We start from the raw sequence: 25,063 nt of genomic DNA, 5'->3' as shown, positions 1-25,063 counted from the left end.
TGGTGGTTGGGAGGTAGTGACTTATTCGGCGGCCGCAATGGCGTTGCGACGTGCACGTGGGGTTGCGAAGGTGAGGGCGACGATGGCGAGGCCGACCAAGGCCAGTGCTGCGGCGGCGAGGGGTACTCGGGTTAGCGCAAAGCCGTTTGCGATCACCACGCCACCGGCCCACGCGCCGAGTGCATTGCCGACGTTGAAGGCGCCGATGTTGATGGTCGAGACAAGGTTCGGTGCGTCCTTGCCGTAGCGGAGCACACCGATCTGCAGGGCCGAGACGGCAGCGAATGTGACGAAAGCCCAGACAAACAGGGTAATCTCGGCTGGAACAAGCGCTTTGCTGGTGACGCTGAAGATCGCCGATGTCAGCGCTATGGCGGCAAAGATAAGAGCAAGGCTGGTACCGAGGCGCCAGTCTGCAAGCCTGCCGCCGACGAGATTACCGACCGTCAGGCCAAGGCCTATCAGGAACAGGGTCCATGTCACGCCCTGGGGCGAGACGCCGGTGACATCGCGCAGGATAGGGGCGATATAGGTGAACAGCGCAAACATTGCCGCCGAGAAGAACACCGTCATCAGCAACGATAGCCAGAGGCCGGCGCCGCGCAACGCAGAGATTTCTCCCAAAATATTGCTCTTTGGGGCGGTTTCCGTTTTCGGCAAAACGAGCATCAGGCCGATGATCGATGCGACGCCGAGAATGGCGACGGCCCAGAAAGGTGCACGCCAGCCATAGGCCTGGCCGAGGGCTGTACCGAGCGGTACGCCGAGCACGTTGGCAAGTGTCAGGCCGGTAAACATCAGCGCAACGGCACTGGCCTTGCGATCGCTGGCGACGAGGTTTGCCGCGGCAACCGAACCTATGCCGAAGAAGGCGCCATGGCAGAGCGCCGTCACGACGCGGGCGATCATCATGATCCAGTAGTCGGGAGCAAGCGCACACATTACGTTTCCGAGGATGAATACGCCCATCAGCATGATAAGTGCGGAGCGGCGGCGCAGCTGCGCTGTGGCGACGGCCATGATCGGTGCGCCGATTGCAACCGCCAGCGCGTAGCCGGTCACCAGCCATCCGGCCTGTGGAATGGTCACCGCAAGGTCGCCGGCGACGTCGGGCAGGAGGCCAAGCACCACGAACTCCGTCGTGCCGATCGCAAAAGCGCTCAGCGCGAGGATGAATAGGGCTAAAGGCATTCTAAAGTTCCTTTTGAAGCGACGCGAGGAACTCGGCGATGATGGCCTCGTTACGTCGGTAGAAGACCCATTGGCCAAGCCGCTTGGTAGTCACCAGATCGGCGCGGTGCAGAGTGCCGAGATGGGCCGAGACTGTCGATTGGGAGAGGCCGCAGCGCTCGAACTGTCCGGCGCAGACCCCGAGTTCAAGCGGGTGGTCCTGCGTGGCGAAATGCTTTTCCGGCTCTTTCAGCCAGCTGAGAATTTCCAGCCGGGTGGGGTGAGCCAGCGCTTTCAGAATTTCATCTCTGTCCATGATCCAGACCTGCATCGTGTTGAGACGATATGTATATCGGCTGGACACGATGCAATAGGACGGCGCGATCACATGGGCGTGATCGAGAAAGGCTAAAAAATAGGCAAAAAAAGAGGGCCACCGGTAAACCGGGGCCCTATAGGTATGAAGGTTAAAAACCTCCAGAGGGGAACAGCTTCTGCGGTGGAACTGGGAGGTAAAAGCCACCATGTGCATCAGCTGTGGGCAATATGTCTTCAATTTGTGCAGGTGGCAATGTTTTTTTGTGCACGGCAGCTATGCGTTTGTGCGTCGCAGCGACAAATCCGGAAAATTGGCAAAAAAAGAGGGCCGCCGATCGAAACCAGGGCCCTGTAGGTATGAAGGTCAAAAACCTCCAGAGGGGAACAGCTTCTGCGGTGGAACTGGGAGGAAAAGCCACCGTATGCATCAGCTGTAATCGATATGGTCGTAAAATGGGCACGCATCAATGACTGTTTGTGCATATCGGCCATGTGGCAGGCACATGGCTCGTTAGCGCGGCTAATGATTTTGCCCTTTGCTAGAAGTTCCAGTTCCGAGCCTTGGCGACGATGAAGTCCCTGAAGACCTTGAGCTTCGCGGCGTTCTTCATTTCGTCCGGATAGGCAAAGTAGGTGTCGAAGGATGGCACGTCGGCATTCAGCGACAGCTGGATCAGACCAGGGTCGCGGCCAACGATATAGTCCGGCAGCACCGCAATTCCGATACCGAGCAGGCAGGCGCGCTTGATCGAGGTCTGGCTGTTGATTTGCAGGTGCGACAATCGCTTGTTGTCGGACGAGCGCCCGGCGACTTCCAGCCAGTTGATGTCGAGCAGGTATTGCGGAGCGGGTTCGCCGAACGAGATGATCCTGTGATCGTCGAGATCGTCGACGGACTGCGGCTCGCCGTGGCGGTTGATGTAGGAGGGGGCGGCGTAGACATGCATGTGGACGGTGAACAGCTTGCGCTGGATCAGGTCCGATTGCTGCGGCTGTCGAAGACGGATGGCGCAGTCGGCGTGGCGCATGTTGACGTCCAGCTCCTCGTTGTCGAGGATCAGCTGGATCTGCATGTCAGGATAAAGCTGCAGGAACTCCTGAATCTTGTCCGTCAGCCAGCCCTGGCCGAGACCGACCGTCGTGGTGACGCGCAGCTTGCCGCTCGGCTTGTCGGTGGTCTCCGTCAACTGCATCTTGACGGTTTCGAGCTTCAGCAGCACGTCATGGGCGGTGCGGTACAGCAGTTCGCCCTGCTCGGTGAGGATGAGGCCACGGGCATGGCGGTGGAACAGCTTGATGCCGACATCCTGCTCGAGGGCGCTGACCTGGCGGCTGATGGCGGATTGGGACAGATGCAGCTTGTCTGCCGCATGGGTGAACGATCCGGCTTCGGCAGCCGCGTGAAAAATCCGCAGCTTGTCCCAATCCAATGGCATTCCGCTCCCCCTCATTGGCTGCTTCACTCCGCAGCCATCGCGACCGGCATAAGCCCGGTCAAGTAGCGCTCCGCCTCCAGCGCCGCCATGCATCCCATGCCGGCAGCTGTTATCGCCTGGCGGAACGTATCGTCGGTCACGTCGCCGGCGGCATAGATGCCTTCCACGTCGGTGGCAGTCGAATCAGGGGCCGTCCAGAGATAGCCGTTGTCCTTGAGCTTCAATTTTCCCTTGAAGAGTTCGGTCGCCGGCGCATGGCCAATGGCAACGAACACGCCGTCGATCGGCATGTCGGTGACAGTGCCGGCTTTGATGTCGCGCAGCCTGACGCCCGACACCGATGGCGGCATTGGCGGTTTGGCTGGCGTGCCGGTGATTTCGGCGATTTCCGAATTCCATAGAACCTTGACGTTGGGCTTCTCGAACAGCCGCTCCTGAAGGATTTTTTCGGCGCGGAAGAAATCGCGACGATGAACCACGGTTACCGAGCGGGTGATGTTCGAAAGATAAAGCGCCTCCTCGACGGCCGAATTGCCGCCGCCAACGACGATGACGTCCTTGTTGCGATAGAAGAAGCCGTCGCAGGTAGCGCAGGCGGAAACGCCGAACCCCTGGAAATGCTGCTCGCTCTCTATGCCGAGCCATTTCGCCTTGGCACCGGTGGCGATGATCAGCGTATCGGCGGTCCAGACGGTGCCGGAATCGGTGCTGAGGACAAAGGGGCGGCGCGATGTGTCGACCTCGGTGACGAGATCGTTGACAATCTCGGTGCCGACGTGCTTGGCCTGCTGCAGCATCTGCTCCATCAGCCAGGGGCCCTGGATCGGATCGGCAAAGCCCGGATAGTTTTCGACATCGGTGGTGATCATCAGCTGGCCACCCTGTTCCATGCCGGCGATCAGCACCGGCTTCAGCATGGCGCGGGCAGCGTAGACTGCAGCCGTATAGCCGGCGGGGCCGGAACCGATGATGAGCACCTTCGTGTGGCGGGCAGACATGAGGGAAGTCCTTTCAATGGCAGCGATGGGATGGTGGCACTGCCTGCTAGCGGCATTGCCGTCGATCTTTCCCATGCGCTGCCTCATTTATGATTGTCGCATGCATTTATTCAAGGGCAGCCTTGCATTACCAACAGGGCAAATGGCCAACGGGCAAGATTCAGGCGTGCGCGGGAAACATTGTTGCGAATTTCTGCTCTTTATATAGAAGGTGCGACGGAGGAATTAAAGAAAGGCATGACCGTGCTGCGGGCAGAACTTGACGCCATCGACATAAAAATTCTTCGCGAACTGCAGCAGGACGGCCGCATGACCAATGTCGAGCTCGCCGACCGAGTCGGAATTTCGGCGCCGCCTTGCCTCCGGCGGGTGCGCAAGCTCGAGGAAGCAGGCATCATCGAGGGTTACCATGCGATGCTCAACAGCCCGCGGCTCGGCTTTGATCTTGTCGCCTTCTGCATGGTCGGGCTGAAGCACCAGTCGGAAACCAACCTTAAGGCATTTGCCGCCACCACGCTGCAATGGCCGCTCGTCCGCCAGGCGTGGATGGTATCCGGAGACAGCGATTTCCTGCTGCATTGCGTCGCCCAGAACCTGACCGCTTTCCAGGATTTCGTCATCGAGGTTTTGACGGCCAACGAGCATGTGGACACGGTCCGCACCATGCTCACCATCCGCCAGGTCAAGAAGCTGGGATTGGTGGAACTCTAGGCATGTCCGATCGCCCCTGGCACCGTTCACTGATCAAGACGGGCACGCGCCTGCTGCTCGGCAGCGCGCGCGCGCATTTCCAGGATGCGTTTCCGGGACTGTCCGTCGTGCGGGCAACCGTGGATGCGCCGGGTGAGGTTCGCTATCGCGGCGCTGCTGTCGCAGCGCTGTCGAGCGCCTCTGTCCTCCGAAGGCGATCCGGCGACACGGTGGCGATCGTCGGCTCCGGCCCCTCGATAGCCGGTAACGATCTTTCCCGTCTGCCGCCGCAAACTGCCATTCTGCTGAACGGCGCCATCAGCCTGTCGGGTCAGCCTGTCGCAGACGAGCTGGCCGTCGCCGTCGAGGACGAACGTTTCATCTGGCGGCACTTCGATCTCGTGAAGCAGCGTGTGAAAGACAATACGCCATGCCTGTTTTCCGTCGAGGTGTTGCGGGCTATTTGCGAGATAGACCTGGGGTTCCTGCGCGACCGGACCATCGTGCTGATCGATGATATCCGTAAACCCTACGGTGCAAGGCGGCGGCGGTACGATACGATCCAGGCCTTCGATTTCATTCGCAGGGATGCGGAGGTCAATGCCGGCCTTTCGTTCGACCCGGATCGCGGGGTGTTTCGTGGTGGCTCGGTTGCCGTGTCTGCCCTGCAGTTTGCTCTCTATTGTGAACCGAAGACAATCGGGCTGTTCGGCATCGACATATCCAACGCCCATCAGCCGCGCTTCTACGAGACCACCGGCGAAACCGCTTCATCCGGCATTGCGGACGCGGAAGCCCGCATCGTTGCGCATTTCGTGCTTGCCAAGTCAGTTGCGGCTGAGCGGGGCATCGAGATCGTCAATTATTCGCCGGTGTCGGCACTGGCCGGTGCCGGCTTTGGCTATAACGACCGCTTTTCGCCCAGCAGGCCTGCATAGACGGCGGCGATAGCGGTGGCTTCCTTTTCCAGCGCAAAATTGCTGCGAACATGGACGACAGCGTTCTGGCCCTGGCGGCGGGCCTCGTCGGGATCGGCCAGATAGGTTTCGATGGCTGCCGTGAGGGCAGGGCCGTCGCCGGCCGGAACGACCATGCCGGTCTCGCCCGGCACGATCATCTCGGCGTAGGCACCGGCATCGGAGGCGACGACCGCCGTCTGCGAGGCCATGGCTTCCAGCGGCGTCAGGCCGAAACCCTCATTGCGCGAAGGCGCCACGTAGAGCGTTGCGCGGCGATACCAGGGGCGGATGTCGTTGACTTCTCCCATGAAGCGGATGCGATCCGACAGGCCGGCGTCAGCGACGGCCTTGGTCAAACCGTCGGCAAATACCTTATGCTCCGGTGTCACACGGCCACAGACGATCGCCGTCCAATCGGGATGGTTGGGCAGCAGCTCGATCATTGCCTGAACGAAAAGATCCGTGCCTTTCTGGTGACGCACGCGGCCGAAGCAGCCGATCAGGTATCGGCCGGGGAGGTCCGTCGCGGCCATGCGGTCGGCCGGCCCTTCCGGCGGATGGAACAGGTTTAGATCGACACCGTGCTGGATGACAGTGTGGGGCACCTGCAGGAAGCTGCCGGAACGGGTGCTGGTGGCGATGACGGCGTGCATGCGGCGAATCAGAAAACGCGTGTAAGCCGAATGGCGCCGTTGCGCTGCCGATGTGAACAGCAGCTTGATCGGCATGCGCAACACAGCCCGCAACAGGAGGCCAAACAGCATTTCATTGTTGCGGCGGGCATGCCAGACGCGAACCTCGTAGCGGCGTGGCCGGACCCAGAGGCCCGGAACCTGGCTCCAGCCGAGTTTCGGCAGGTGCGGCGGCAAGCCTGGGCCGAGCGTTACGATGCGGGTGCCGAGCGCGACCTGCTTGGGAACGAGCTGCACGATGGTCGAGGTGACCCCCGACAATCGCCGCTTGAAATTCGGCGCGACGATCTCGGTCTCGCGCAGGTCCGCTGCCACCGGGCTCAGCCCCAGGTGATGGAGAGGATTTCGTAGGCCTTGGAACCGCCGGGGGCATTGACCTCGATGGAATCGCCGACTTCCTTGCCGATCAGCGCACGTGCGATAGGCGAAGATATGGAGATGCGGCCGGCCTTTACGTCGGCTTCCTGGTCGCCGACGATCTGGTAGGTCTTCTGTTCCTCGGTGTCCTCATCAACCAGTTTGACGCGGGCGCCAAACTTGACTGTGGTGCCGGACATTTTCGACAGGTCGATGACTTCGGCACGGGCCACAAGATCCTCGACTTCGCCGATGCGACCTTCGTTGTGGCTCTGGGCTTCCTTGGCAGCATGATACTCCGCATTTTCCGACAGATCGCCGTGGGCGCGAGCCTCGGAAATTGCCTCGATGATCCGCGGCCGTTCCTGCTGCTGGCGCCAGCGCAGTTCTTCCTGCAAATTGGCGAAGCCGCTCTGCGTCATCGGTACCTTGTCAACCATGTCTCTGTCCTTCAGTCCTATGTCGTAGCTGCCGACACAAAAGAAAACAGGTCCCGAAGGAAAACTTCGGAACCGTGCAATAGCCGCTATATGGGGCACTTATAACAGAATACGACCGCCAATTTCCAGAGAATTCGCACCGCAACGGTGCAAGTGCATGTGGTTCTTTTCGTTAGCCTGCTTATTTTACCGACATTCCGAAGCGGTCCGTCTTGACGATTAGCGATAGAACATATAGTGAACATGATATGAAAAAGTCGCTGAACGATCGTCTAGCCATTCTTTCCGATGCCGCCAAGTATGATGCGTCCTGTGCCTCCAGCGGTACCTCGACGCGCAGTTCGGCGAAGTCCGGCGGATTGGGGTCAACGGAAGGCTCCGGCATCTGCCATTCCTATGCGCCGGACGGAAGATGCATTTCGCTTCTGAAAATCCTGATGACCAACTTTTGCATCTATGACTGCGCCTATTGCGTCAACCGATCTTCAAGCAACGTCGAGAGAGCCCGGTTTACGGTCGAGGAGGTCGTCTGGCTGACGATGGAATTCTACCGGCGCAATTACATCGAGGGCCTGTTCCTGTCCTCCGGCATCATCCGCTCCTCCGACCACACGATGGAAGAGATGGTCCGGATCGCACGTGAGCTGCGGACTACGCATAATTTCCGGGGCTACATCCATCTGAAATCCATTCCGGAGGCGTCGCCGAAGCTGATCGAGGAGGCGGGGCTTTATGCCGACCGCCTGTCTCTCAACATCGAGCTTCCGACCGATGTCGGTATCACCCGTCTGGCGCCGGAAAAGAAGCCAGCCGGCATCCGCCAGGCGATGGGTGCGCTGCGGCTAAAGATCGAGGAGGCCAGCGATCCGACGTTGCAGAGCAAAAAGCGCAAGCGCTTCGCACCGGCCGGCCAGAGCACCCAGATGATAGTCGGCGCCGACGATGCGAACGATGCAACCATTCTCGGGACCAGCGCACGGCTTTACGGCAGCTACGGGATGAGGCGGGTCTACTATTCGGCATTCAGCCCGATCCCTGATTCGTCAAAGAACCTGCCGCTGATCAAGCCGCCGCTGATGCGCGAGCATCGCCTTTACCAGGCGGACTGGCTGTATCGATTTTACGGCTTTGGGATCGCCGAGATTACTGGCCAACAGGCGGGCGGCATGCTGGATCTCGATCTCGATCCGAAACTGGCCTGGGCGCTTGGCAACCGAAACGCATTCCCGGTCGACATTAACTCCGCTGAGCGCGAGACGCTGCTGCGCGTGCCGGGGCTCGGCACGAAGACGGTCAAGGCCATTCTGTCGGCCCGTCGTTTTTGCCGGCTTCGGATCGAGGACCTCGCGCGCCTCGGAGTGTCCGTGAAGAAGGTGCAGGCCTTCATCGTTGCCGAGGGCTGGAGCCCGCGAAAGCTGGCCGACCGGCAGGATCTTCGTGCGATGTTCGCGCCCAAGCCGGTACAGTTGACGCTGCTCTGATGGGTTCGGCAGCGATGCGTCGCGTAACGCTGAAGGGTAGGGGTGACTTGGCCGAATGGCGCGACGTGGCGCGGCGGCTGCTTGCGGAAGGTGTGTTGCCTGAGGCCATCGACTGGCACGAGGCCACGTTGGGCGGAGACCTGTTTGGCACTGCTGGCGAGCGCCTGTTGCTGGAGCCGACGGAGCGTCCATCAGGTTGCGAGGCGGGCGTCAGGCCTGCAGGCTCATCACCCGTTTCCGTGCCTCCGGCCTTCATCAGCCTGGCGGAGGCCGTGATCTGTCATTCCGATCCCGGTCGTTTTGCGCTGCTTTACCGCATCCTGTTTCGTCTTTGCAGCGACCGCCATCTGCTCGGCATGGTCGCGGATGTCGATGTTCACCGGGCGCTGATGCTGCAGAAGTCTGTCCGTCGGGACTGTCACAAGATGACCGCCTTTGTGCGCTTCAAGGAGGTGGATAGCGCGCTGGCATTGCCGCGGCGGCGCTTCGTTGCCTGGTTCGAACCGGATCACCATATCGTCGCCCGCAGCGCACCGTTCTTCCAGCGCCGGTTCAACGACATGGACTGGCTGATCGCCACGCCGCGCGGCTCGGCCGCCTGGGACGGCACCCAATTGACGATCTCCGATCTGCCGGTTGAGAAACCATCGCTGACAGACGAGGCGGACACGCTGTGGCGCACCTATTTCAGCAATATTTTCAATCCTGCACGATTGAAGGTGAAGGCCATGCAGGCCGAGATGCCGAAAAAATATTGGAAAAACCTGCCGGAGGCCGATCTCATTCCCGGTCTTATCGCCGGCGCCGAGGCCAGCGTGCTGGCGATGGCAAGGCGCGCGGCAACCGAGCCGCTGCCGTTTCACCAGAGGCTGCAGGCGGCCGCAGCTGCCGAGCAAATGCCCGTATCGGCGGCGCCAGCGGGCAGCATGGAAGGGCTGCGGGAGGCGGCCCGCCAATGCACCCGCTGCGAGTTGCACTGCCACGCCACGCAAACGGTGTTCGGTGAGGGGCCTGTCGACGCATCGGTGATGGTGGTTGGCGAGCAGCCGGGCGATCACGAGGATCTTGCAGGCCGCCCGTTCGTTGGTCCGGCCGGCAAGGTCTTCAATCAGGCGATCGACGATGCCGGCATAGACCGGACGACGCTCTACGTGACCAATGCCGTCAAGCATTTCAAATACGAACTGCGGGGCAAGCGGCGCATCCACCAGAAGCCGACGATGGGCGAGGTCCGCCACTGCCGCTGGTGGCTGGATGGAGAACGGGCCCTGATCCGCCCGAAACTGACCGTGGCACTCGGCGCTACGGCGCTGTTCGCACTAACCGACAGCCGGGAGAGGCTCGAGGATATGAGGGGCCGTCCGGTTCCGCTGGCAGATGGCAGCAACCTGTTTGTCACCGTCCATCCGTCCTATCTGCTGCGCATTCCCGACGCGGGGCGCAAGGCCGAGGAACTGGCGCGGTTTCAAGCGGAAATTCGTTCCATAAGCCGTCTCGTAGGGCAGGCGGAGGGCGCATCTTGAGTTCTCAGGGCACATAGTGATGGGTGCGCGGCAGGTTTTGCGGTTTGTAGTCACCCGTCTCTAGCCTTGTCCTGACGGATTCGTGCAGGAGCGCGCCTGCGGGGATCAGACGTGGATCGCTGCGGGGAATATACATGCCGTGAGCGTGTGCCTTTCGCAACGAGGATCGTGGAATCTCCCTCGGTATCCACTCCAGGATACGCCACGCGGCATTCATCGAATTGTGCAGCGGCCCGGTCGGTGAAAGAGGTTGATATCTTGGCATCTCCGGATCTTTGCCGAGAACGATCCGGTCTATGACTTCGTGCCGGTAATGGAGCCCGGTTGGTTCCGTCTCCCGGATCATCCAGTCGAGGGGTATCTTGATCTGAGCACTCTCCGTTTCGGGATAGCCGCCGCCGACATCGCAATGTACGCCCGCAAACCAGACTTCCATGAAATTCTGCTTCGACTTCGCGGTAGCAGAGTGACGGGCGTGATAGTCTTGGTCGGGTTTCCAGTACTCCGGCCGATACATCGTTCGCTTCTCATCGATCGCCAGCGCTTGCCGCACCCATTCGACGCTGGGATTAGCGTCCGTGAAGGGATGCGTTTTCATCTGCAGACGGCCGTGGCCAACTTCAAGCAGCGACGCTACCGTTTCGAAAAGACCGAGGAGTTTGATCGGCGGGTGGTCGTTGACGAGTGTTTTCTCATACAGGCGCATTTTGGCGAAGCGCGATGTTCCGTCCACCGCCGCGGCATCGCCGTCGGCGTTGACGCTTTTGTAGGTCCTGTATGCATAGTCGATGAGGTTGAGGTTGTATTTGCTCGTCAATCCGAAGGCGTGAAGGAAGCCGGCAAGAACGCGGGCGGTGTAGGCGCCACGGCTGAACCCGAAGATAAAGATCCGGTCCCGGTCAACATTCTGGCCATCCTCGACTGGTCCCGCATCATAGTTCTCGACGAGGAAGCGGTAGGCTTCCTTGACATTCTGATCCAGACCCCAACCCGTTGCCAAGCCCCAGACCTCGACTGTTCCACGCCACAGCGGGACCAGCTGTCGTCGGCTCCGAAGGTGCCAACGCCGGGGTCGTACCGGACGATCTGGCGTGCTGAATGCTCGAGTGTGCCGAACAAGCGCAGAATGTTCGTACGGTCGTTCGATATCTCGTTCGAGGTACCGTCAAAAAGGATAACAATATTCTTCGACATTGAATTCCCCCTGAAGACTGGCCACGCTAGCGCGCCTTCAAGGAGAATGCAACTAATGGTAGATTTTGCCGATCAAAAATAGCTCTGCAGCGGCCGGACTTCGAGATTGCCGGCTTTCAGGGCCTGGATCGCCATGGCGGCGGCTTCGGCGCCGGCCATGGTCGTGTAGTAGGGCACCTTCTGCATCAGCGTTGCGCGGCGGATCGATTTGGAGTCCGAGATCGCCTTGTTGCTGTCCGTCGTGTTGATCACCAGCTGGACCTGGCGGTTGCGGATGGCGTCCTCGATGTGCGGGCGGCCTTCCAGCACCTTGTTGATCTTGGTCGTGGCGATGCCGTGTTCGGCGAGGAAGCGGGCCGTGCCGCCGGTTGCCATCACCTTGAAGCCCTGTTCGACGAGCATGCGGATGGCCGGCAGGACGCGTGGCTTGTCATCGTCGCGCACGGCCACGAAAACCGTGCCGCCGCGTGGCAGTTCGACGCCGGCGCCCAGCTGCGCCTTGGCGAAGGCGAGAGCGAAGTCGGTATCGAGGCCGATGACTTCGCCGGTCGAGCGCATTTCAGGGCCGAGCAGCGTGTCGACGCCGGGGAAGCGGGCGAACGGGAAAACGGCTTCCTTGACGGCAATGTGCTTGAGGTTGCGCGGATCGGGTTTTTCACCGTAGGCGGCAAAAGCTGCGTCAAGGCTTTCGCCGGCCATGATGCGAGCAGCGATCTTGGCAATGGGCGCGCCAATCGCCTTGGCAACGAAAGGCACGGTGCGCGAGGCGCGCGGATTGACTTCGAGCACGTAGACGACGTCGTCCTTGATGGCGTACTGGACGTTCATCAGGCCGACGACATTCAGCGCCTTGGCCATCGCCTTGGTCTGGCGTTCCAGTTCGTCGATCATCTCCGAGGACAGCGTGCGCGGCGGCAGAGAGCAGGCGCTGTCGCCGGAGTGGATGCCGGCTTCCTCGATGTGTTCCATGATACCAGCGATGAAGGCGTTCTCGCCATCGGCCAGGCAATCAACGTCGATCTCGATGGCATTCGACAGGTAGCTGTCGAACAGCAGCGGGTTCTTGCTGAGCAGCGTGTTGATCTGGCCGGTCTTGTCGTTCGGGTAACGCTGCTTGATATCTTCCGGCACGAGGCCGGGGACGGTATCAAGCAGGTAGCTCTGCAGCATCGATTCCGAGTGGATGATCTGCATCGCCCGGCCGCCGAGCACGTAGGATGGGCGGACCACCAGCGGGAAGCCGATTTCCGAAGCGACGACGCGAGCCTGTTCGACCGAATAAGCGATGCCGTTGTTGGGCTGGTTGAGGTCGAGCTTCATCAGCAGCTTCTGGAACCGGTCGCGGTCTTCGGCGAGATCGATCATATCTGGCGCGGTGCCGAGGATCGGGATGCCGTTCTTTTCCAGCGCTTCGGCCAGCTTCAGCGGAGTCTGTCCGCCGAACTGGACGATGACGCCGACGACTTCGCCGCTTTCCTGCTCGGCGCGCAGGATCTCGATCACGTCCTCGGCCGTCAGCGGCTCGAAATAGAGGCGGTTCGAGGTGTCGTAGTCGGTCGACACGGTTTCAGGGTTGCAGTTGATCATGATCGCTTCATAGCCGGCATCCTGCAGCGCGAAGGCGGCGTGGCAGCAGCAATAGTCGAACTCGATACCCTGGCCTATGCGGTTCGGACCGCCGCCGAGGATGACGACCTTTCTGGCCGACGTCACATTGGCTTCGGAGCGCGCTTCGCCGACGAAGGGCGTCTCGTAGCTCGAATACATGTAGGCAGTCGGCGAGGCGAATTCGGCAGCGCAAGTGTCGATCCGCTTGAAAACCGGACGCACGTTGAGGGCGTTACGCTTCTCGGCCACTTCCTTCGGCCGCTTGTTGGTGAGGGTCGCCAGGCGCGCGTCGGAAAAGCCCATGGCCTTCAGCATGCGCAGATTGACCGCATCGTCCGGCAGGCCATGTTCGCGAACACGGGCTTCCATGTCGACGATGGCCTTGAGTTGCGCGATGAACCATGGGTCGATCTTGCAGCCTTCGTGCACCTCTTCGGCGCTCATGCCCATGCGCAGCGCCTGGGCCACCATGCGCAGGCGGTCCGGCGTCGGCGTGCCGATGGCTGCGCGAATGGCGTTGCGGCTGCCTTCGCCTTCCTCGGTGCCGGGGATCTCGATCTCGTCGAGGCCGGTGAGGCCGGTTTCAAGGCCGCGAAGCGCCTTCTGCAGGGATTCGGCAAAGGTCCGGCCGATGGCCATGACTTCGCCGACCGACTTCATCGCTGTCGTCAGCACTGGCGAGGCGCCCGGGAATTTCTCGAAGGCAAAGCGCGGGATCTTGGTGACGACGTAGTCGATCGACGGTTCGAACGAAGCAGGCGTCGCGCCGCCGGTGATGTCGTTGTCGAGTTCGTCGAGCGTGTAGCCGACCGCGAGCTTGGCGGCGACGCGCGCAATCGGGAAGCCGGTCGCCTTGGAGGCCAGCGCCGATGAGCGCGAAACGCGCGGATTCATCTCGATGACGACGAGGCGGCCATCGGCCGGGTTGACGGCGAACTGCACGTTTGAGCCGCCGGTCTCGACGCCTATCTCGCGCAACACGGCGATCGAGGCGTTGCGCATCATCTGGTATTCTTTGTCGGTCAGCGTCAGGGCCGGGGCGACTGTGATGCTATCGCCGGTGTGGACGCCCATCGGGTCGATGTTCTCGATGGAGCAGATGATGATGCAGTTGTCCGCCTTGTCGCGGACGACTTCCATTTCATACTCCTTCCAGCCGAGCACCGATTCCTCGATCAGCACCTCCGTGGTCGGCGAGGCGTCGAGGCCGGAGCCGACGATCTCGAAGAATTCCGAGCGATTGTAGGCAATGCCGCCGCCGGTGCCGCCCATGGTGAAGGACGGACGGATGATGGCGGGCAAGCCGACGACGTCGATCGCCTGGGCTGCCAGAGCCATGGCGTGGCTCATGTAGCGCTGCTTGCGGTCCGTTTCGCCGAGGTTCCAGGTGTTTTCGAGGTCGTCAAGCGCTGTGTCCAGCTCGGCGCCGCTCAACCTGGACCTGACCTCGTCGCGCGCTGCTTCGTGGCGGTTGCGATCAAGTTCCTTGATGTCGGTGGCGTTGGCGAGCAGCGACTTCGGCGTTTCGAGGCCGATGCGGGCCATGGCTTCGCGGAACAGGGCGCGGTCTTCAGCCATGTCGATGGCGGCCGGCTTGGCGCCGATCATCTCGACATTGTAGCGGTCGAGGACGCCCATTCTCTTCAGGGAGAGCGCGGTGTTGAGCGCAGTCTGGCCGCCCATGGTCGGCAGCAGCGCGTCGGGGCGCTCCTTGGCAATGATCTTGGCGACGACTTCAGGCGTGATCGGCTCGACATAGGTGGCGTCGGCCAGATCCGGGTCGGTCATGATCGTCGCCGGATTAGAGTTGACGAGGATGACGCGGTAGCCTTCCTCTTTCAGTGCCTTGCAGGCCTGGGTGCCTGAATAGTCGAATTCGCATGCCTGACCGATGACAATCGGCCCCGCGCCGATGATGAGGATCGATTTAATGTCTTCGCGCTTCGGCATGATCTCTATCCATTTTCTGCGTGCGCCAAAAACCAGCCAGGTGTGTCCACCGGCCGGGCGCGCGCTCTGCATCTCAAAAGGCTAGAAGCGGCTTATAGGCAAATGTTTTTGCAAACGGAACCCCATAAATCGTCCAATCGACAGGATTCCGAGTGTGGCCTACCTTGCGGCGTGATCGGGCACCACCAGGACGCGGATTTCGCCGGGGCGGGCCGGCTGGCGGATGGCTTCGGCACCGTCTGTCATGCCGACGACGCGGGAGATGAGTGGTGCGACGTCGACGGCGCCCGAGGCAATGAGATCGGCGGCGCGCCGGTGGGTGAACGGGTTGATGAAGGAGCCGATGAATTTCAGTTCGCGGAACAGAAGGTCGAAGGGCTCAATCGGCACGGTCTGCCCCTGCGGCATGACGCCGAGGATGACAACGGTGCCGCCGCTCTTTGCCATGCGCGTCGATTGCTGCACCGTCTCGGCGACGCCGGCGCATTCGAACACCACATCGGCACCGCCGGGCAGCAGGCCATCCGGCCCCGATATGGCGGCGATGGGGTCGCTGAGGCCTGGATCGAGTGTCGCGGTGGCGCCGAGGCGCTCGGCAAGGGCGCGCTTTTCCTTGTGACGGGTGATTAGGACGACGCGGGTGGCGCCGGCCAACCGTGCCAGTTGCACCACCAGCAGGCCTATGACGCCGCCGCCGAGCACGACCACCGAGGCACCGGTTTCGATTTTCGCCATGTCGACGCCGTGCAGGCAGCAGGCGAGGGGCTCGCAGAAGGCGCCGTGCAGCGGGTCGAGCCCAAGCGGCAGTTCGAAGGCCTGGGTGACGGGCAGGATCGCGTAGTCGGCAAAGCCGCCATCGCGGTGGATGCCGATTGCCTGCAGCCGTTCGCAGAGGTTGACGCGGCCGCTGCGGCACTGGCTGCAGAGGCCGCAGGAAATGTTCGGATCGCAGGTGACGCGCATACCGGGCGCAAAGCCTGTCGTATCAGCGCCGACGGCCTCGACGATGCCGGCAAATTCGTGGCCCAGCGTGACCGGCGGTGCGGACGGGAATTCGCCGTGGAGGATATGGCGATCCGTGCCGCAGATGCCGCAAGCCTCGACGCGGACGAGCAGTTCGCCTCTACCGGGCACCGGCTTTTCGATCTCGCTGACGGTCAATTGGCCGACGGCGTCGAGACGTATGGCTTGCATCGATGTCTCCTCCCAGAGATATAAGGACTGGCGGGCAATGGGCGTCAAAAGCCTTGCCGCGTCAAGGCTATCTGCTGCTATTATAATTGAATTCTCGCCCGCGTTGGCCCCTCGACTTCGGGCAGCCGTCGGGTATGATCGAGCCAGCCGACGTCGGATCGGTAGCCTTGTGAGGTGCTGTACCATGACCCTCGAACCGCTGCTGTCGGCTTCGCCCGCCATTCACATCCATGTGGTTGCCGTGGTCACATCAGCGCTGCTCGGCGCCTACGTGCTGTTGCGGCGCAAGGGGACGTGGCTGCATCGGCTGCTTGGCAAGATCTGGCTTTTGCTGATGGCCGTCGGGGCGTTTTCCAGCTTCTTCATCCATGAGTTGAACGTCTTTCATGGCTTCAGCCCGATCCATCTTCTGTCGGTCTTCGTCCTCTATTCCTGCGTCCAGGCGATTGTCGCTGCCCGCCGGCATGACATTGCGCGTCATCGTCGTGTTGTCCTGGGACTTTATTTTGGTGGCATCGGGGGTGCCGGCGCCTTCACGCTGCTGCCGCACCGGATCATGAACGCTGTGGTCTTTACCGGTCACGAGACGATGCCCCTGCTGCTGCTGGTGGCGATGGCATTATTTCTTGCATGGGCCGCCTGGGGCGCCCCGAGCATTCCTGTCTGATGTGCGATGTTGGCCTTCGCGACTGGTCATTGGGCATGCGGCGGATATATAGGCTTTAACGGGATATCCGTGAGCGCAGCCGGGGAGACAGGTCATGGAATGGAAGGGACGTCGACAGTCCGACAATATCGAGGATGAGCGTGGCTCTTCAGGAGGCACCGGACCGCTTGGCGGCGGTGGTGGAGGTTTCAACTTTCCGGGCGGTGGCATGCGGCGGGCCGGCGGCGGCCTCAGCATTGGCACGATCGTCTTCCTGGTGGTGATCTACCTCATTCTCAAGGCGATGGGCATCGACATGCTACAGATCCTCAGCCAAGGCGACACCGGCAATACCGGTTCCAGCTACCAGCAGAGCAACTCGGCGCCGCAGAACCCGGGCAACGATGAAACAAAGGCGTTCGTCGCCACCGTGCTTGCCGAGACCGAGGATACCTGGGGCGGCATCTTCAAATCCATGGGCAAGACCTATGAGGACCCGAAGCTGGTGCTGTTCACCAACAGGCTGAACTCGGGCTGCGGCCTCGCGTCGACCGCGTCGGGACCGTTCTACTGCCCGTCCGACCGCAAGATTTATCTCGACATGGGATTCTTCCAGGAGATGAAGGACAAGTTCGGTGCTTCAGGCGATTTCGCGCAGGCCTATGTCGTCGCGCACGAAGTCGGCCATCACGTGCAGAACCTGCTCGGCATCCTGCCGAAGGCCGATCAGGCCCGCAGCCAGATGAACGAGGTGGACAGCAACAAGATGTCCGTTCGCATCGAGTTGCAGGCTGACTGCTTTGCCGGGATCTGGGGCAAGTTCACGCAGCAGAAGGGTATTCTCGACAATGGCGATCTGGAGGAGGCGTTGAACGCAGCCCAGCAGATCGGCGACGATACGCTGCAGAAGAAGAGCCAGGGCTATGTCGTGCCTGACAGCTTCAACCACGGCACGTCGGCGCAGCGTGTCAAATGGTTCAAGCAGGGTTTCGACAGCGGCAAACTGACCTCCTGCGACACGTTCTCGAACCCGGTCTGAGCGAACGCTCGCTGTCCGGTTTGGTATCGATAGAGGCCGGCATTGCAGGGATACTGCGACGCCGGCCTTTTGCTTGTTACGCGTATTTCATGGCATTGAGGTCCGACAGCAGCGTCGGGCCTGTTGGGCGCCAGCCGAGCGCTAACTGAGTGTGGGCGCTCGATGCGGGCATGTCCATGCCGACAAACATGCCCATCCAGCCAAAATGCTCCGACGCCTTTTCAGGTGCGATCGAGACGACTGGCACGTTGAGACCTCGCCCAAGGGCTTCGGCGATTGCGCGGCTCTCGATGCCTTCCTCGCCAACAGCGTTATAGCGCGCTCCCCGTTCGGCCTTTTCGATGGCGAGCCGATAGAGGCGCGCGACATCCAGGAGATGGCCGGCAGGCCAGCGATTGCGGCCATCGCCAACATAGGCCGAGACGCCTTTCTGCCGCGCTATATCGAGCAGCGGCGTTATCAGGCCTTGTTTGTACGTGTCGTGGACCTGCGGCAACCGCATCACCGAGACGTTGATCCCCTGTTCCAGAAGCGCGTTGCCGGCAAACTCCGAGGCAATGCGTGGATTGGGATGGCTGACATCGAACACGTCTTCCGTGGCAGGCTCGCCAGGGCCGCGGCTACCGATGCCGGTGCCTGATGTGATGACCAGCGGCCGGTCCGAACCGGCAAGCGCCGATCCCAGTGCTTCGATAGCGCGTCCGTCTTTTGCGCAATTCTCGACAAATCGCGAGAACTCGTGGTCGAATGCAGCGTGGATGACGCCGTCCGCCTTTGCCGCTCCGCTGCGCAGGCTGTCGGTGTCCTCCAGCGTTCCACGGTGGACTTCGACACCCGCTGCAGCCAACGCCGCAGCACCCGCATCCGAGCGCGTCATGCCGATCACCTGATGGCCTGCCTTAAGGAGTTCGGGCACCAGGACCGAACCAATGAAGCCGGTAGCACCGGTCAGAAATATTCGCACGATAGACCTCCTTGTTGGGTGCAATCACTATCGCCGACATACTTATCCTGTTAAAGTAGTGACCTTATCAGGGTATAAACTATAACGGGATCGCTATGCCGACAAATGCCGCAGGTTCACTGGCGTCCTTCCTGAAGGATCGTCGCACACGGCTCGACCCGGCGGCGTTCGGGTTCTCGGGACGCAGGCGGACGCCCGGACTGCGCAGGGAGGAGGTCGCCCAGCGCGCCAACATCAGTCCGACTTGGTACACATGGCTGGAGCAGGGGCGCGGTGGCGCACCGTCTGCCGACGTCCTGAACCGGATTGCCAGCGGGCTGATGTTGACAGAGCCGGAACGCGAGCATCTGTTCATGCTTGGTCTCGGGCGGCCACCCGAGGTCTGCTACAAATCGGTCGAGGGCGTCTCTCCCCGTCTTCAACGACTGCTGGATACGCTCGACGCCAGTCCTGCGTTCATCAAGACAGCCACCTGGGATGTCGTCGCCTGGAACCAGGCCTCTGCGGTCGTTTTGACGGACTACGGCGCACTTCCGGCCGAGCAGCGCAATATCCTGCGCCTGATGTTCTGCAACCCAGCCATCAAGGGCAAGCAGCACGACTGGGAAAGTGTCGCGCGCGTCGTCGTCAGCGCCTTCAGGGCCGATGTGGCGCGGGCAGGCGCAGTGTCCGAGGTTGCAGATCTTGTCGAGGAACTGTGTCAGGCCAGCCCCGAATTCACGGCGCTATGGCGGGAAAACGACGTCAAGATCCACGGCGATGGCCTGAAGCGGATCCAGCATCCTATCCTCGGCCTGGTTGAACTGGAATACTCCGCCTTCGCCGTCGATGGCCGGCCCGATCTCAGCCTGTTCATCTACAATCCAGTCGACCCAGATATCGCCGGCCGCATCCGCGTGCTTGCCGCAGAGCGTCAACATGCTCGCGAGGGAAATTCGACCTGAACGCCGCCAGAATAGCCTGAGAGACCTTCAAACGGCGGACGCCCGCTTCTCCAGGAGCCGTTCGAAAGCCGCTTTGATCTTCATGACATGCGGCGTCTTGTATTCGAAGCCTTCATTGTGGAGATGGACCAGCATGGTGGCGTTGACCTCGAAGACCACGACCTTGCCACTTGCATCGATGGAGCAGTCGATGCCGAAATAATCGAGATTGACGATGCGCCTGATGGTCTCGAGGGCTGCCATGGCGGATGGGCCGAAGACATGCGTCGGCTTTTCCAGGAAAGCTTGTTCCTCCCGGCGCATCCATTCGAGTTCCGTCATGCGTGTCGAGATATGATGGACTTTCCAGCTTTCGCCGATCGCCAGATGGTAGGGAAAGATCTCGTCGCCGACGAAAATCAGCCGGTATTTTCGAAAGAAACCGTCCTGCGAGCGATAGTCTACGAAGTCTGTGAGATAGAGCGGCTGATCGCCGGCTTGCTCGGCAAAAGTCCGCAATTCTTGCCGGCTGGCCACAACTTCCATCATCTCGCCACCATGCGTGCCGGCATGGCGCACGATCAGCGGAAAGGCGTGGCTCTCACCATCGGCAAGGCGGCGCAGGAGTTCGGCCGCGCCGATACGGCTGGTAGCGGGCACGACGGTATCGCGGACGGCGACCAGGCGCCGCGAGATTGTCTGGCGGTCGGTTCCGACGATCAGCGCCGGATGATTGATTACCGGTTTGCGCAGCGACGCGACGAGTTCACCGAGAGCGCCGATCATGTCGAGGCCGAGGTCGGCATCGGAGATGAGGTTGACGACGACGTCGGCACTTTTGGCGAGTGCCGCGACATCGTAGTAATGGTTCTCCAGCACGATCACGAGGTCCGTATCGAAGCGGACATTCCGGATGAGATCTTCGTAGGGTGTATTGCCAGCAAAGGGTGAGAACAGCATCAGCGCCCGGAAAGCTGCCGGCTGTTGCGATGCCGGATAGCTGCAGGCCACGCCGGCCTTGGCGGCGGCAAGAAAGCTCGTCCTTGCGGCATCGGCGTTGCCGAGATGCAGTTCGGCGTTGCCGCAGAGAAGCAGCGCGTCCTGGTTGCCGGGTTCGAGTGCCAGCACGGCACGAGCGGCCAGCAGCGCTTCGTCCATCTTTCCCGCAGCTTTCAGGGCTACACCGAGGTTCGTCATGCATGAGATATCATCGGGCGAGAGCGTCAGGGCGCGTCCATAGGCAGCAATCGCCTGGCCGAGGTTGCCTGCTTTCTGCAGGAGATCGCCGAGCAACGACCACGACGAGACGTCGGCCGGCTGAAGCGTGCAGGCTCGGGCAGCGGCATCGATCGCCGCCGGCAGGTCGCCCAGCGATTCCAGCACATGGCTGCGCTTCACGAAGGCCGGGGCATGATCGTTTTTCAGGGCAATCGACCGGTCGAGACTGGAGAGGGCTTCCTGCAGACGCCGGCCTTCTGCCTGCAACTCGCCGCGGTTGTACCAGCAGACAGCATCGTCCGGCCGCAAGGTCACGAGCCTGTCGTAGCATTGCAAGGCACCTGCCGCATCGCCCGTCGATCGCAGTGCCATCGCCAGGCCGTTCAGCGCCTGAATATCGTCCGGTCGGATGCGCAGCGATGCTTCGAACCAGGAAACGGCTTCCAATGGCCTGTCGACCTGGATCAGGAGATAGGCGAGCGTATTGCAGGCGACAGGTTCGCCGGTGACGAGCCTGTGCTCCGACTGCAGGAGGGCAATGGCACCATGATAGTCTGCCGCGCCCAGCAATTCCGCCGTTCGGCCGAGGATGGCGGGCAGGGCTGACGGCTCGGGAGACAAAGGCACGACGTACTGGTTCATAAAATCGGCTTTCAAGAGACGCGGTAATCGTAGTTTCTGCCCCGTTGTCTCATTGCCAATTCAGTCTTGTTTGAAGCTGACCAGCGCATTGGTGAATTCAGCGCTGGCTCTTTTCGCTGTCCATGTGGGCCAGCATTGCGGTCGGGTAACGGTCGCCGGCGGCAGCATCTTTCGGGACGGCTGTCTCGATGTCGGCCAGATCGTCGGCGGAAAGATGCACGGCCTGCGAGCCGAGCGCCTCGCTCAGACGGTCGCGACGGCGGGCACCGACGAGGGGGATGATGTCCGCGCCTTTGGCCGCCACCCAGGCAATGGCAATCTGCGCCACCGAGGCATTCCGGGCTTTCGCAACCGTGCGAAGCGCCTCTACCAGTGCGAGGTTCTGATCGATATTGCCTTCTTGGAAGCGCGGGCTGAAGGCGCGGAAATCCCCCATGGACTTGCCGCCATCCTTTTGCCAGTGGCCGCTGATCAGGCCCCTGGACAGGACGCCGTAGGCGGTGATGGCAATGCCGAGATCGCGGCACGTTGGCAGGATCTTCTCCTCGATGCCGCGCGAGATCAGCGAATACTCGATCTGCAGGTCGACGATCTCGTGCACGGCTGCGGCCCGGCGGATGGTATCGGCACCGACTTCCGAAAGGCCGATATGCCTGACATATCCCGCCTTGATGAGGTCGGCGATGGCGCCGACCGTCTCTTCGATTGGCACGTTCGGATCGAGCCGCGCAGGGCGGTAGATGTCTATGTGATCGACGCCGAGCCGTTGCAGCGTGTAGGCGACGAAGTTCTTGATTGCCGCAGGCCGGCAGTCATAGCCGCTCCAGCCGCCGGCGGGATCGCGGAGCGCACCGAACTTGACGCTGAGCAGGAAGTCGTCGCGACTGCGGTCCTTGATGGCTTCGCCGATCAGCAACTCGTTGTGGCCCATGCCGTAGAAGTCGCCGGTGTCGAGCAGGTTGACGCCTGCATCGAGAGCCGCGTGGATGGTGGCGATGCTTTCTGCCCGGTCCGATGGACCGTACATGCCGGACATGCCCATGCAGCCGAGGCCGATTGACGATACCTGCGGGCCGGTGGTGCCCAGACGAACCTTTTCCATGCTCATTCTCCTTGATGGCGGACTTCCGTCTGAAGTCTTCGAAAGACGTTTACTCCGTCCCGCGTTGTGCGATAATCGGTATATTTAGAAACAGGCCGTACGGATTTTTGCACAATGGACGACCTGCCGCTCGGCGACCTCGCCGCCTTCCATGCCGTTGCCCGAGAGCGCAGTTTTCGCGCCGCCGCCCGCAAGCGCAACGTCTCGCCTTCGGCGCTTAGCGAGGCAGTGCGCCGGCTGGAGGAAAAGCTCGGCCTGCGGCTGTTGAACCGTACCACCCGCAGCGTTACACCGACGGAAGCCGGTGAGCGGCTAATGGAGCGGCTGGCGCCGGCGTTCAGCGACGTTGCTGCCGCTCTCGACCAGATCAACAGTTCCGACGATAACCCGGCCGGCACGTTGAAGCTGAACATCCCCTCCATCGTTGCCCGTTATATCATGCCCGGGCTGCTTGGTCGTTTCATGGCGCTCTATCCGGATATCCGGCTGGAGGTGGCGGCCGACGATAGCTTCATCGACGTGCTGGCCGCCGGCTTCGACGCCGGTGTGCGCTATGGCGAGCGGCTGGAACAGGACATGATCGCGGTACCGCTCGGGCCGCGCGAGCAGCGTTATGTGACCGCCGCGTCTCCGGCCTATCTCGAAGCCAATGGTACGCCGCAACATCCGAGCGACCTGCTCGAGCACCGCTGCATCCGACACCGCTTCGTCAGCCGTTCGGTGGGACTTTGGGAATTCGAGCGAGGCGAGGAGAGCCTCGTCCTGTCGCCGCCGGCCTCGCTGATCACCGATTCGCTCGAGATCGAGGTCGGTGCCGCCGTGCGCGGACTGGGCGTGCTGCGCTGCTTCGAGGAGATTGTCGCGCCAGCCGTCGCAACGGGAGAGCTGGTCCTTATTCTCGACGAATGGGTCAGCCGTTTTCCCGGACCGTTTCTCTACTATGCCAGCCGCCGCCACATGCCCGGGCCGCTGCGCGCGTTCGTGGATTTTCTGAAGGCCGACCAGAAACGGGCCGTGCAGCCGTGAAATCAATATCTAATGTTCTGGTCTGGAACGAATTTTAGCGATTTATCGATCAATAAATTTGATCTGTTCACCCATTGTTTCTGCGCTACGATAGCGCTCACAAGTACTGCGGTTTTGCGTTCCCGTTCTGTCTCTTCAGACGCCCGGGCGTATCAATACAGGCGCCTTTCATGATCGATCCGACATTTGCCCGCCGCGGCCTCTTCCTCGTTTTTGTCATCCTGCTCCTCGACATCATCGGCATAGCCATCATCATGCCGGTGCTGCCGGCCTATCTCGAGGAATTGACGGGGGCCTCGATCAGCGAGGCTGCGGTGGAAGGGGGATGGCTGCTGCTCGCCTATGCCGGCATGCAGTTCCTGTTTGCCCCGCTTATCGGCAATCTCTCGGATCGGTTCGGGCGCCGGCCCGTCCTTTTGGCGTCGGTACTGACCTTTGCCATCGACAACCTGATCTGCGCGCTGGCGACAAGTTACTGGATGCTGTTCGTCGGCCGAATCCTGGCCGGCATCAGCGGTGCCAGCATCGCCACATGCTCGGCCTACATCGCCGATGTCAGCGATGACCAGAACCGCTCGAAAAATTTCGGGCTGATCGGCATCGCTTTCGGCGTGGGTTTCGTGCTCGGGCCGATCATCGGCGGTTTTCTCGGCGGGTTCGGTGCGCGCGTGCCGTTTTTCGGCGCTGCATTCGTGTCGCTGGTCAACTTCGTGCTCGCCTGCTTCATGTTGCCGGAGACGCTGGAGGCGAAGAACCGCCGCCGGTTCGACCTCTCGCGGGCCAACCCTTTCGGTGCGCTGAAGCAGATGCGCAGCTATCCCGGTATCGGCTGGATCGGTCTGGTGTTTTTTCTCTACTGGCTGGCTCACACCGTCTATCCCGCCGTCTGGCCTTTCGTCAGCGCCGACCGGTACGGCTGGAACGAACGGCAGATCGGTCTTTCGCTCGGCGTGTTCGGCATCGGCAGCGCCGTCGTCATGGGCTTCGTCATGCCGCGCCTGGTGCCCGTCCTCGGCGAATGGCGGACGGCGCTGGTCGGCCTTGCCTTCTGTACCTTTGGTCTTGCCGGCTATGCCTTCGCCTGGGAGGGGTGGATGGTCTATGCGGTCATCGTTGCGACAGCGTTGGAAAGCGTGGCGGATGCGCCGCTGCGCAGCATTGCCTCAGCCTCGGTGCCGGCCTCGGCGCAGGGCGAGTTGCAGGGTGCCATGAGCAGCCTTTCCAGTCTGACGACGATCATCGGACCGCTGATCTTCACCCAGTTGTTCGGTTGGTTCACCGGGCCCAGCGCACCCATCGTCTTTGCCGGGGCTCCCTATGCGATGGCATCGGTCTTCCTGCTGGTGGCGCTTGTGGTCTTTGTGGTCAGGGTGCGCTCGAAAGCGCGAGACATTGAAGAAAATGCCTAAGGCTTAGTCATTCCTCATGGAATCTGCCGCATTCTTCGTCAAAATTGCTCTCGCGACTGGCTTATAAAGCCTATTTGCGCTACC

The 25,063-nt window shown here is 61.4% G+C and carries 21 protein-coding genes and 1 pseudogene; 9 read left to right on the top strand and 13 right to left on the bottom strand.

What is annotated here, in order from left to right:
- Nucleotides 1-21: 21 nt before the first annotated feature.
- From EQW76_RS04970 to trxB, 4 genes are all read right to left on the bottom strand, one after another.
- The gene (locus EQW76_RS04970; protein ID WP_142823309.1) at nt 22-1,191 is read right to left on the bottom strand and encodes an MFS transporter; all 1,170 of its coding nucleotides are present in this window, start codon (nt 1,189-1,191) and stop codon (nt 22-24) included.
- A 1-nt stretch (nt 1,192) separates the two neighbouring features.
- Nucleotides 1,193-1,486, bottom strand: coding sequence for a metalloregulator ArsR/SmtB family transcription factor (locus EQW76_RS04965; RefSeq protein WP_142823308.1), 294 nt, complete (start codon nt 1,484-1,486; stop codon nt 1,193-1,195).
- Between the two features lie 541 nt (nt 1,487-2,027).
- Nucleotides 2,028-2,924, bottom strand: a complete 897-nt coding sequence (locus tag EQW76_RS04960; RefSeq protein WP_111222730.1) for a LysR family transcriptional regulator VtlR — start codon at nt 2,922-2,924, stop codon at nt 2,028-2,030.
- Nucleotides 2,925-2,947: 23 nt separating this feature from the next.
- Nucleotides 2,948-3,922, bottom strand: a complete 975-nt coding sequence (trxB, locus tag EQW76_RS04955; RefSeq protein WP_142823307.1) for a thioredoxin-disulfide reductase — start codon at nt 3,920-3,922, stop codon at nt 2,948-2,950.
- A 243-nt stretch (nt 3,923-4,165) separates the two neighbouring features.
- On the opposite strand from trxB, the gene EQW76_RS04950 reads away from it, so the two are divergent.
- Together EQW76_RS04950 and EQW76_RS04945 are read left to right on the top strand one after the other, a co-directional pair.
- On the top strand, nt 4,166-4,633 hold the full coding sequence (locus tag EQW76_RS04950; protein WP_111223008.1) for an Lrp/AsnC family transcriptional regulator: 468 nt from the start codon (nt 4,166-4,168) through the stop codon (nt 4,631-4,633).
- A gap of 2 nt (nt 4,634-4,635) precedes the next feature.
- Entirely contained in the window at nt 4,636-5,550 is a 915-nt protein-coding gene (locus tag EQW76_RS04945) for a glycosyl transferase (RefSeq protein ID WP_142823306.1), read from the top strand.
- On the opposite strand, the gene EQW76_RS04940 is transcribed toward EQW76_RS04945, so the two are convergent.
- Nucleotides 5,514-6,578: a glycosyltransferase family 4 protein gene (locus tag EQW76_RS04940; RefSeq protein WP_224127746.1), complete on the bottom strand. Its 1,065-nt coding sequence runs from the start codon at nt 6,576-6,578 to the stop codon at nt 5,514-5,516. The two genes, EQW76_RS04945 and EQW76_RS04940, sit on opposite strands and share 37 nt — an antisense overlap.
- Nucleotides 6,579-6,583: 5 nt before the next feature.
- Complete coding sequence (gene greA / locus EQW76_RS04935; protein WP_142823305.1) at nt 6,584-7,060, bottom strand: transcription elongation factor GreA; 477 nt, start codon at nt 7,058-7,060, stop codon at nt 6,584-6,586.
- 248 nt (nt 7,061-7,308) lie between these two features.
- On the opposite strand from greA, the gene EQW76_RS04930 reads away from it, so the two are divergent.
- Nucleotides 7,309-8,541 (top strand): putative DNA modification/repair radical SAM protein, encoded by a 1,233-nt coding sequence (locus EQW76_RS04930; protein WP_142823304.1) that lies wholly within the window; start codon nt 7,309-7,311, stop codon nt 8,539-8,541.
- 14 nt (nt 8,542-8,555) lie between these two features.
- Entirely contained in the window at nt 8,556-10,064 is a 1,509-nt protein-coding gene (locus EQW76_RS04925) for a UdgX family uracil-DNA binding protein (RefSeq protein ID WP_142823610.1), read from the top strand.
- A gap of 4 nt (nt 10,065-10,068) precedes the next feature.
- On the opposite strand, the gene EQW76_RS04920 is transcribed toward EQW76_RS04925, so the two are convergent.
- The 4 genes and pseudogenes from EQW76_RS04920 to EQW76_RS04910 form a co-directional block, all read right to left on the bottom strand.
- A complete protein-coding gene (locus tag EQW76_RS04920; protein ID WP_279309157.1) occupies nt 10,069-11,064 on the bottom strand; it encodes a DUF2235 domain-containing protein in 996 nt (331 codons plus the stop codon).
- A gap of 101 nt (nt 11,065-11,165) precedes the next feature.
- Nucleotides 11,166-11,258: pseudogene (locus EQW76_RS30130) on the bottom strand (hypothetical protein); the annotation flags it as partial.
- 72 nt (nt 11,259-11,330) lie between these two features.
- Nucleotides 11,331-14,816 carry a carbamoyl-phosphate synthase large subunit gene (gene carB / locus EQW76_RS04915; protein WP_142823303.1) on the bottom strand — a complete coding sequence of 1,162 codons (3,486 nt, stop codon included), beginning with the start codon at nt 14,814-14,816 and terminating at the stop codon, nt 11,331-11,333.
- A gap of 159 nt (nt 14,817-14,975) precedes the next feature.
- The gene (locus EQW76_RS04910; protein WP_142823302.1) at nt 14,976-16,010 is read right to left on the bottom strand and encodes a zinc-dependent alcohol dehydrogenase family protein; all 1,035 of its coding nucleotides are present in this window, start codon (nt 16,008-16,010) and stop codon (nt 14,976-14,978) included.
- A 184-nt stretch (nt 16,011-16,194) separates the two neighbouring features.
- Between EQW76_RS04910 and EQW76_RS04905 the strand changes: the two genes are divergently transcribed.
- The gene (locus EQW76_RS04905) at nt 16,195-16,677 is read left to right on the top strand and encodes a DUF2306 domain-containing protein (protein ID WP_142823301.1); all 483 of its coding nucleotides are present in this window, start codon (nt 16,195-16,197) and stop codon (nt 16,675-16,677) included.
- 94 nt (nt 16,678-16,771) lie between these two features.
- Entirely contained in the window at nt 16,772-17,695 is a 924-nt protein-coding gene (locus EQW76_RS04900; RefSeq protein ID WP_142823300.1) for a neutral zinc metallopeptidase, read from the top strand.
- A 76-nt stretch (nt 17,696-17,771) separates the two neighbouring features.
- Here EQW76_RS04900 and EQW76_RS04895 read toward each other — a convergent pair whose 3' ends face one another.
- Complete coding sequence (locus EQW76_RS04895) at nt 17,772-18,659, bottom strand: SDR family oxidoreductase (protein WP_142823299.1); 888 nt, start codon at nt 18,657-18,659, stop codon at nt 17,772-17,774.
- Between the two features lie 95 nt (nt 18,660-18,754).
- On the opposite strand from EQW76_RS04895, the gene EQW76_RS04890 reads away from it, so the two are divergent.
- On the top strand, nt 18,755-19,603 hold the full coding sequence (locus EQW76_RS04890; RefSeq protein ID WP_142823298.1) for a helix-turn-helix transcriptional regulator: 849 nt from the start codon (nt 18,755-18,757) through the stop codon (nt 19,601-19,603).
- Nucleotides 19,604-19,630: 27 nt separating this feature from the next.
- On the opposite strand, the gene EQW76_RS04885 is transcribed toward EQW76_RS04890, so the two are convergent.
- Both EQW76_RS04885 and EQW76_RS04880 read right to left on the bottom strand, forming a co-directional pair.
- Nucleotides 19,631-21,442 (bottom strand): tetratricopeptide repeat protein, encoded by a 1,812-nt coding sequence (locus tag EQW76_RS04885; protein ID WP_143134236.1) that lies wholly within the window; start codon nt 21,440-21,442, stop codon nt 19,631-19,633.
- Nucleotides 21,443-21,539: 97 nt separating this feature from the next.
- Complete coding sequence (locus EQW76_RS04880; protein WP_142823296.1) at nt 21,540-22,544, bottom strand: aldo/keto reductase; 1,005 nt, start codon at nt 22,542-22,544, stop codon at nt 21,540-21,542.
- A 114-nt stretch (nt 22,545-22,658) separates the two neighbouring features.
- On the opposite strand from EQW76_RS04880, the gene EQW76_RS04875 reads away from it, so the two are divergent.
- Nucleotides 22,659-23,570: a LysR family transcriptional regulator gene (locus tag EQW76_RS04875; RefSeq protein WP_142823295.1), complete on the top strand. Its 912-nt coding sequence runs from the start codon at nt 22,659-22,661 to the stop codon at nt 23,568-23,570.
- A 170-nt stretch (nt 23,571-23,740) separates the two neighbouring features.
- A complete protein-coding gene (locus tag EQW76_RS04870; RefSeq protein WP_142823294.1) occupies nt 23,741-24,979 on the top strand; it encodes a TCR/Tet family MFS transporter in 1,239 nt (412 codons plus the stop codon).
- Nucleotides 24,980-25,063 lie beyond the last annotated feature (84 nt).

The sequence above is a fragment of the Rhizobium sp. rho-13.1 genome (genome assembly GCF_007000305.1).
Taxonomy (GTDB): domain Bacteria; phylum Pseudomonadota; class Alphaproteobacteria; order Rhizobiales; family Rhizobiaceae; genus Rhizobium; species Rhizobium rhododendri.
This window is presented reverse-complemented; position numbering and strand designations above follow the sequence as displayed.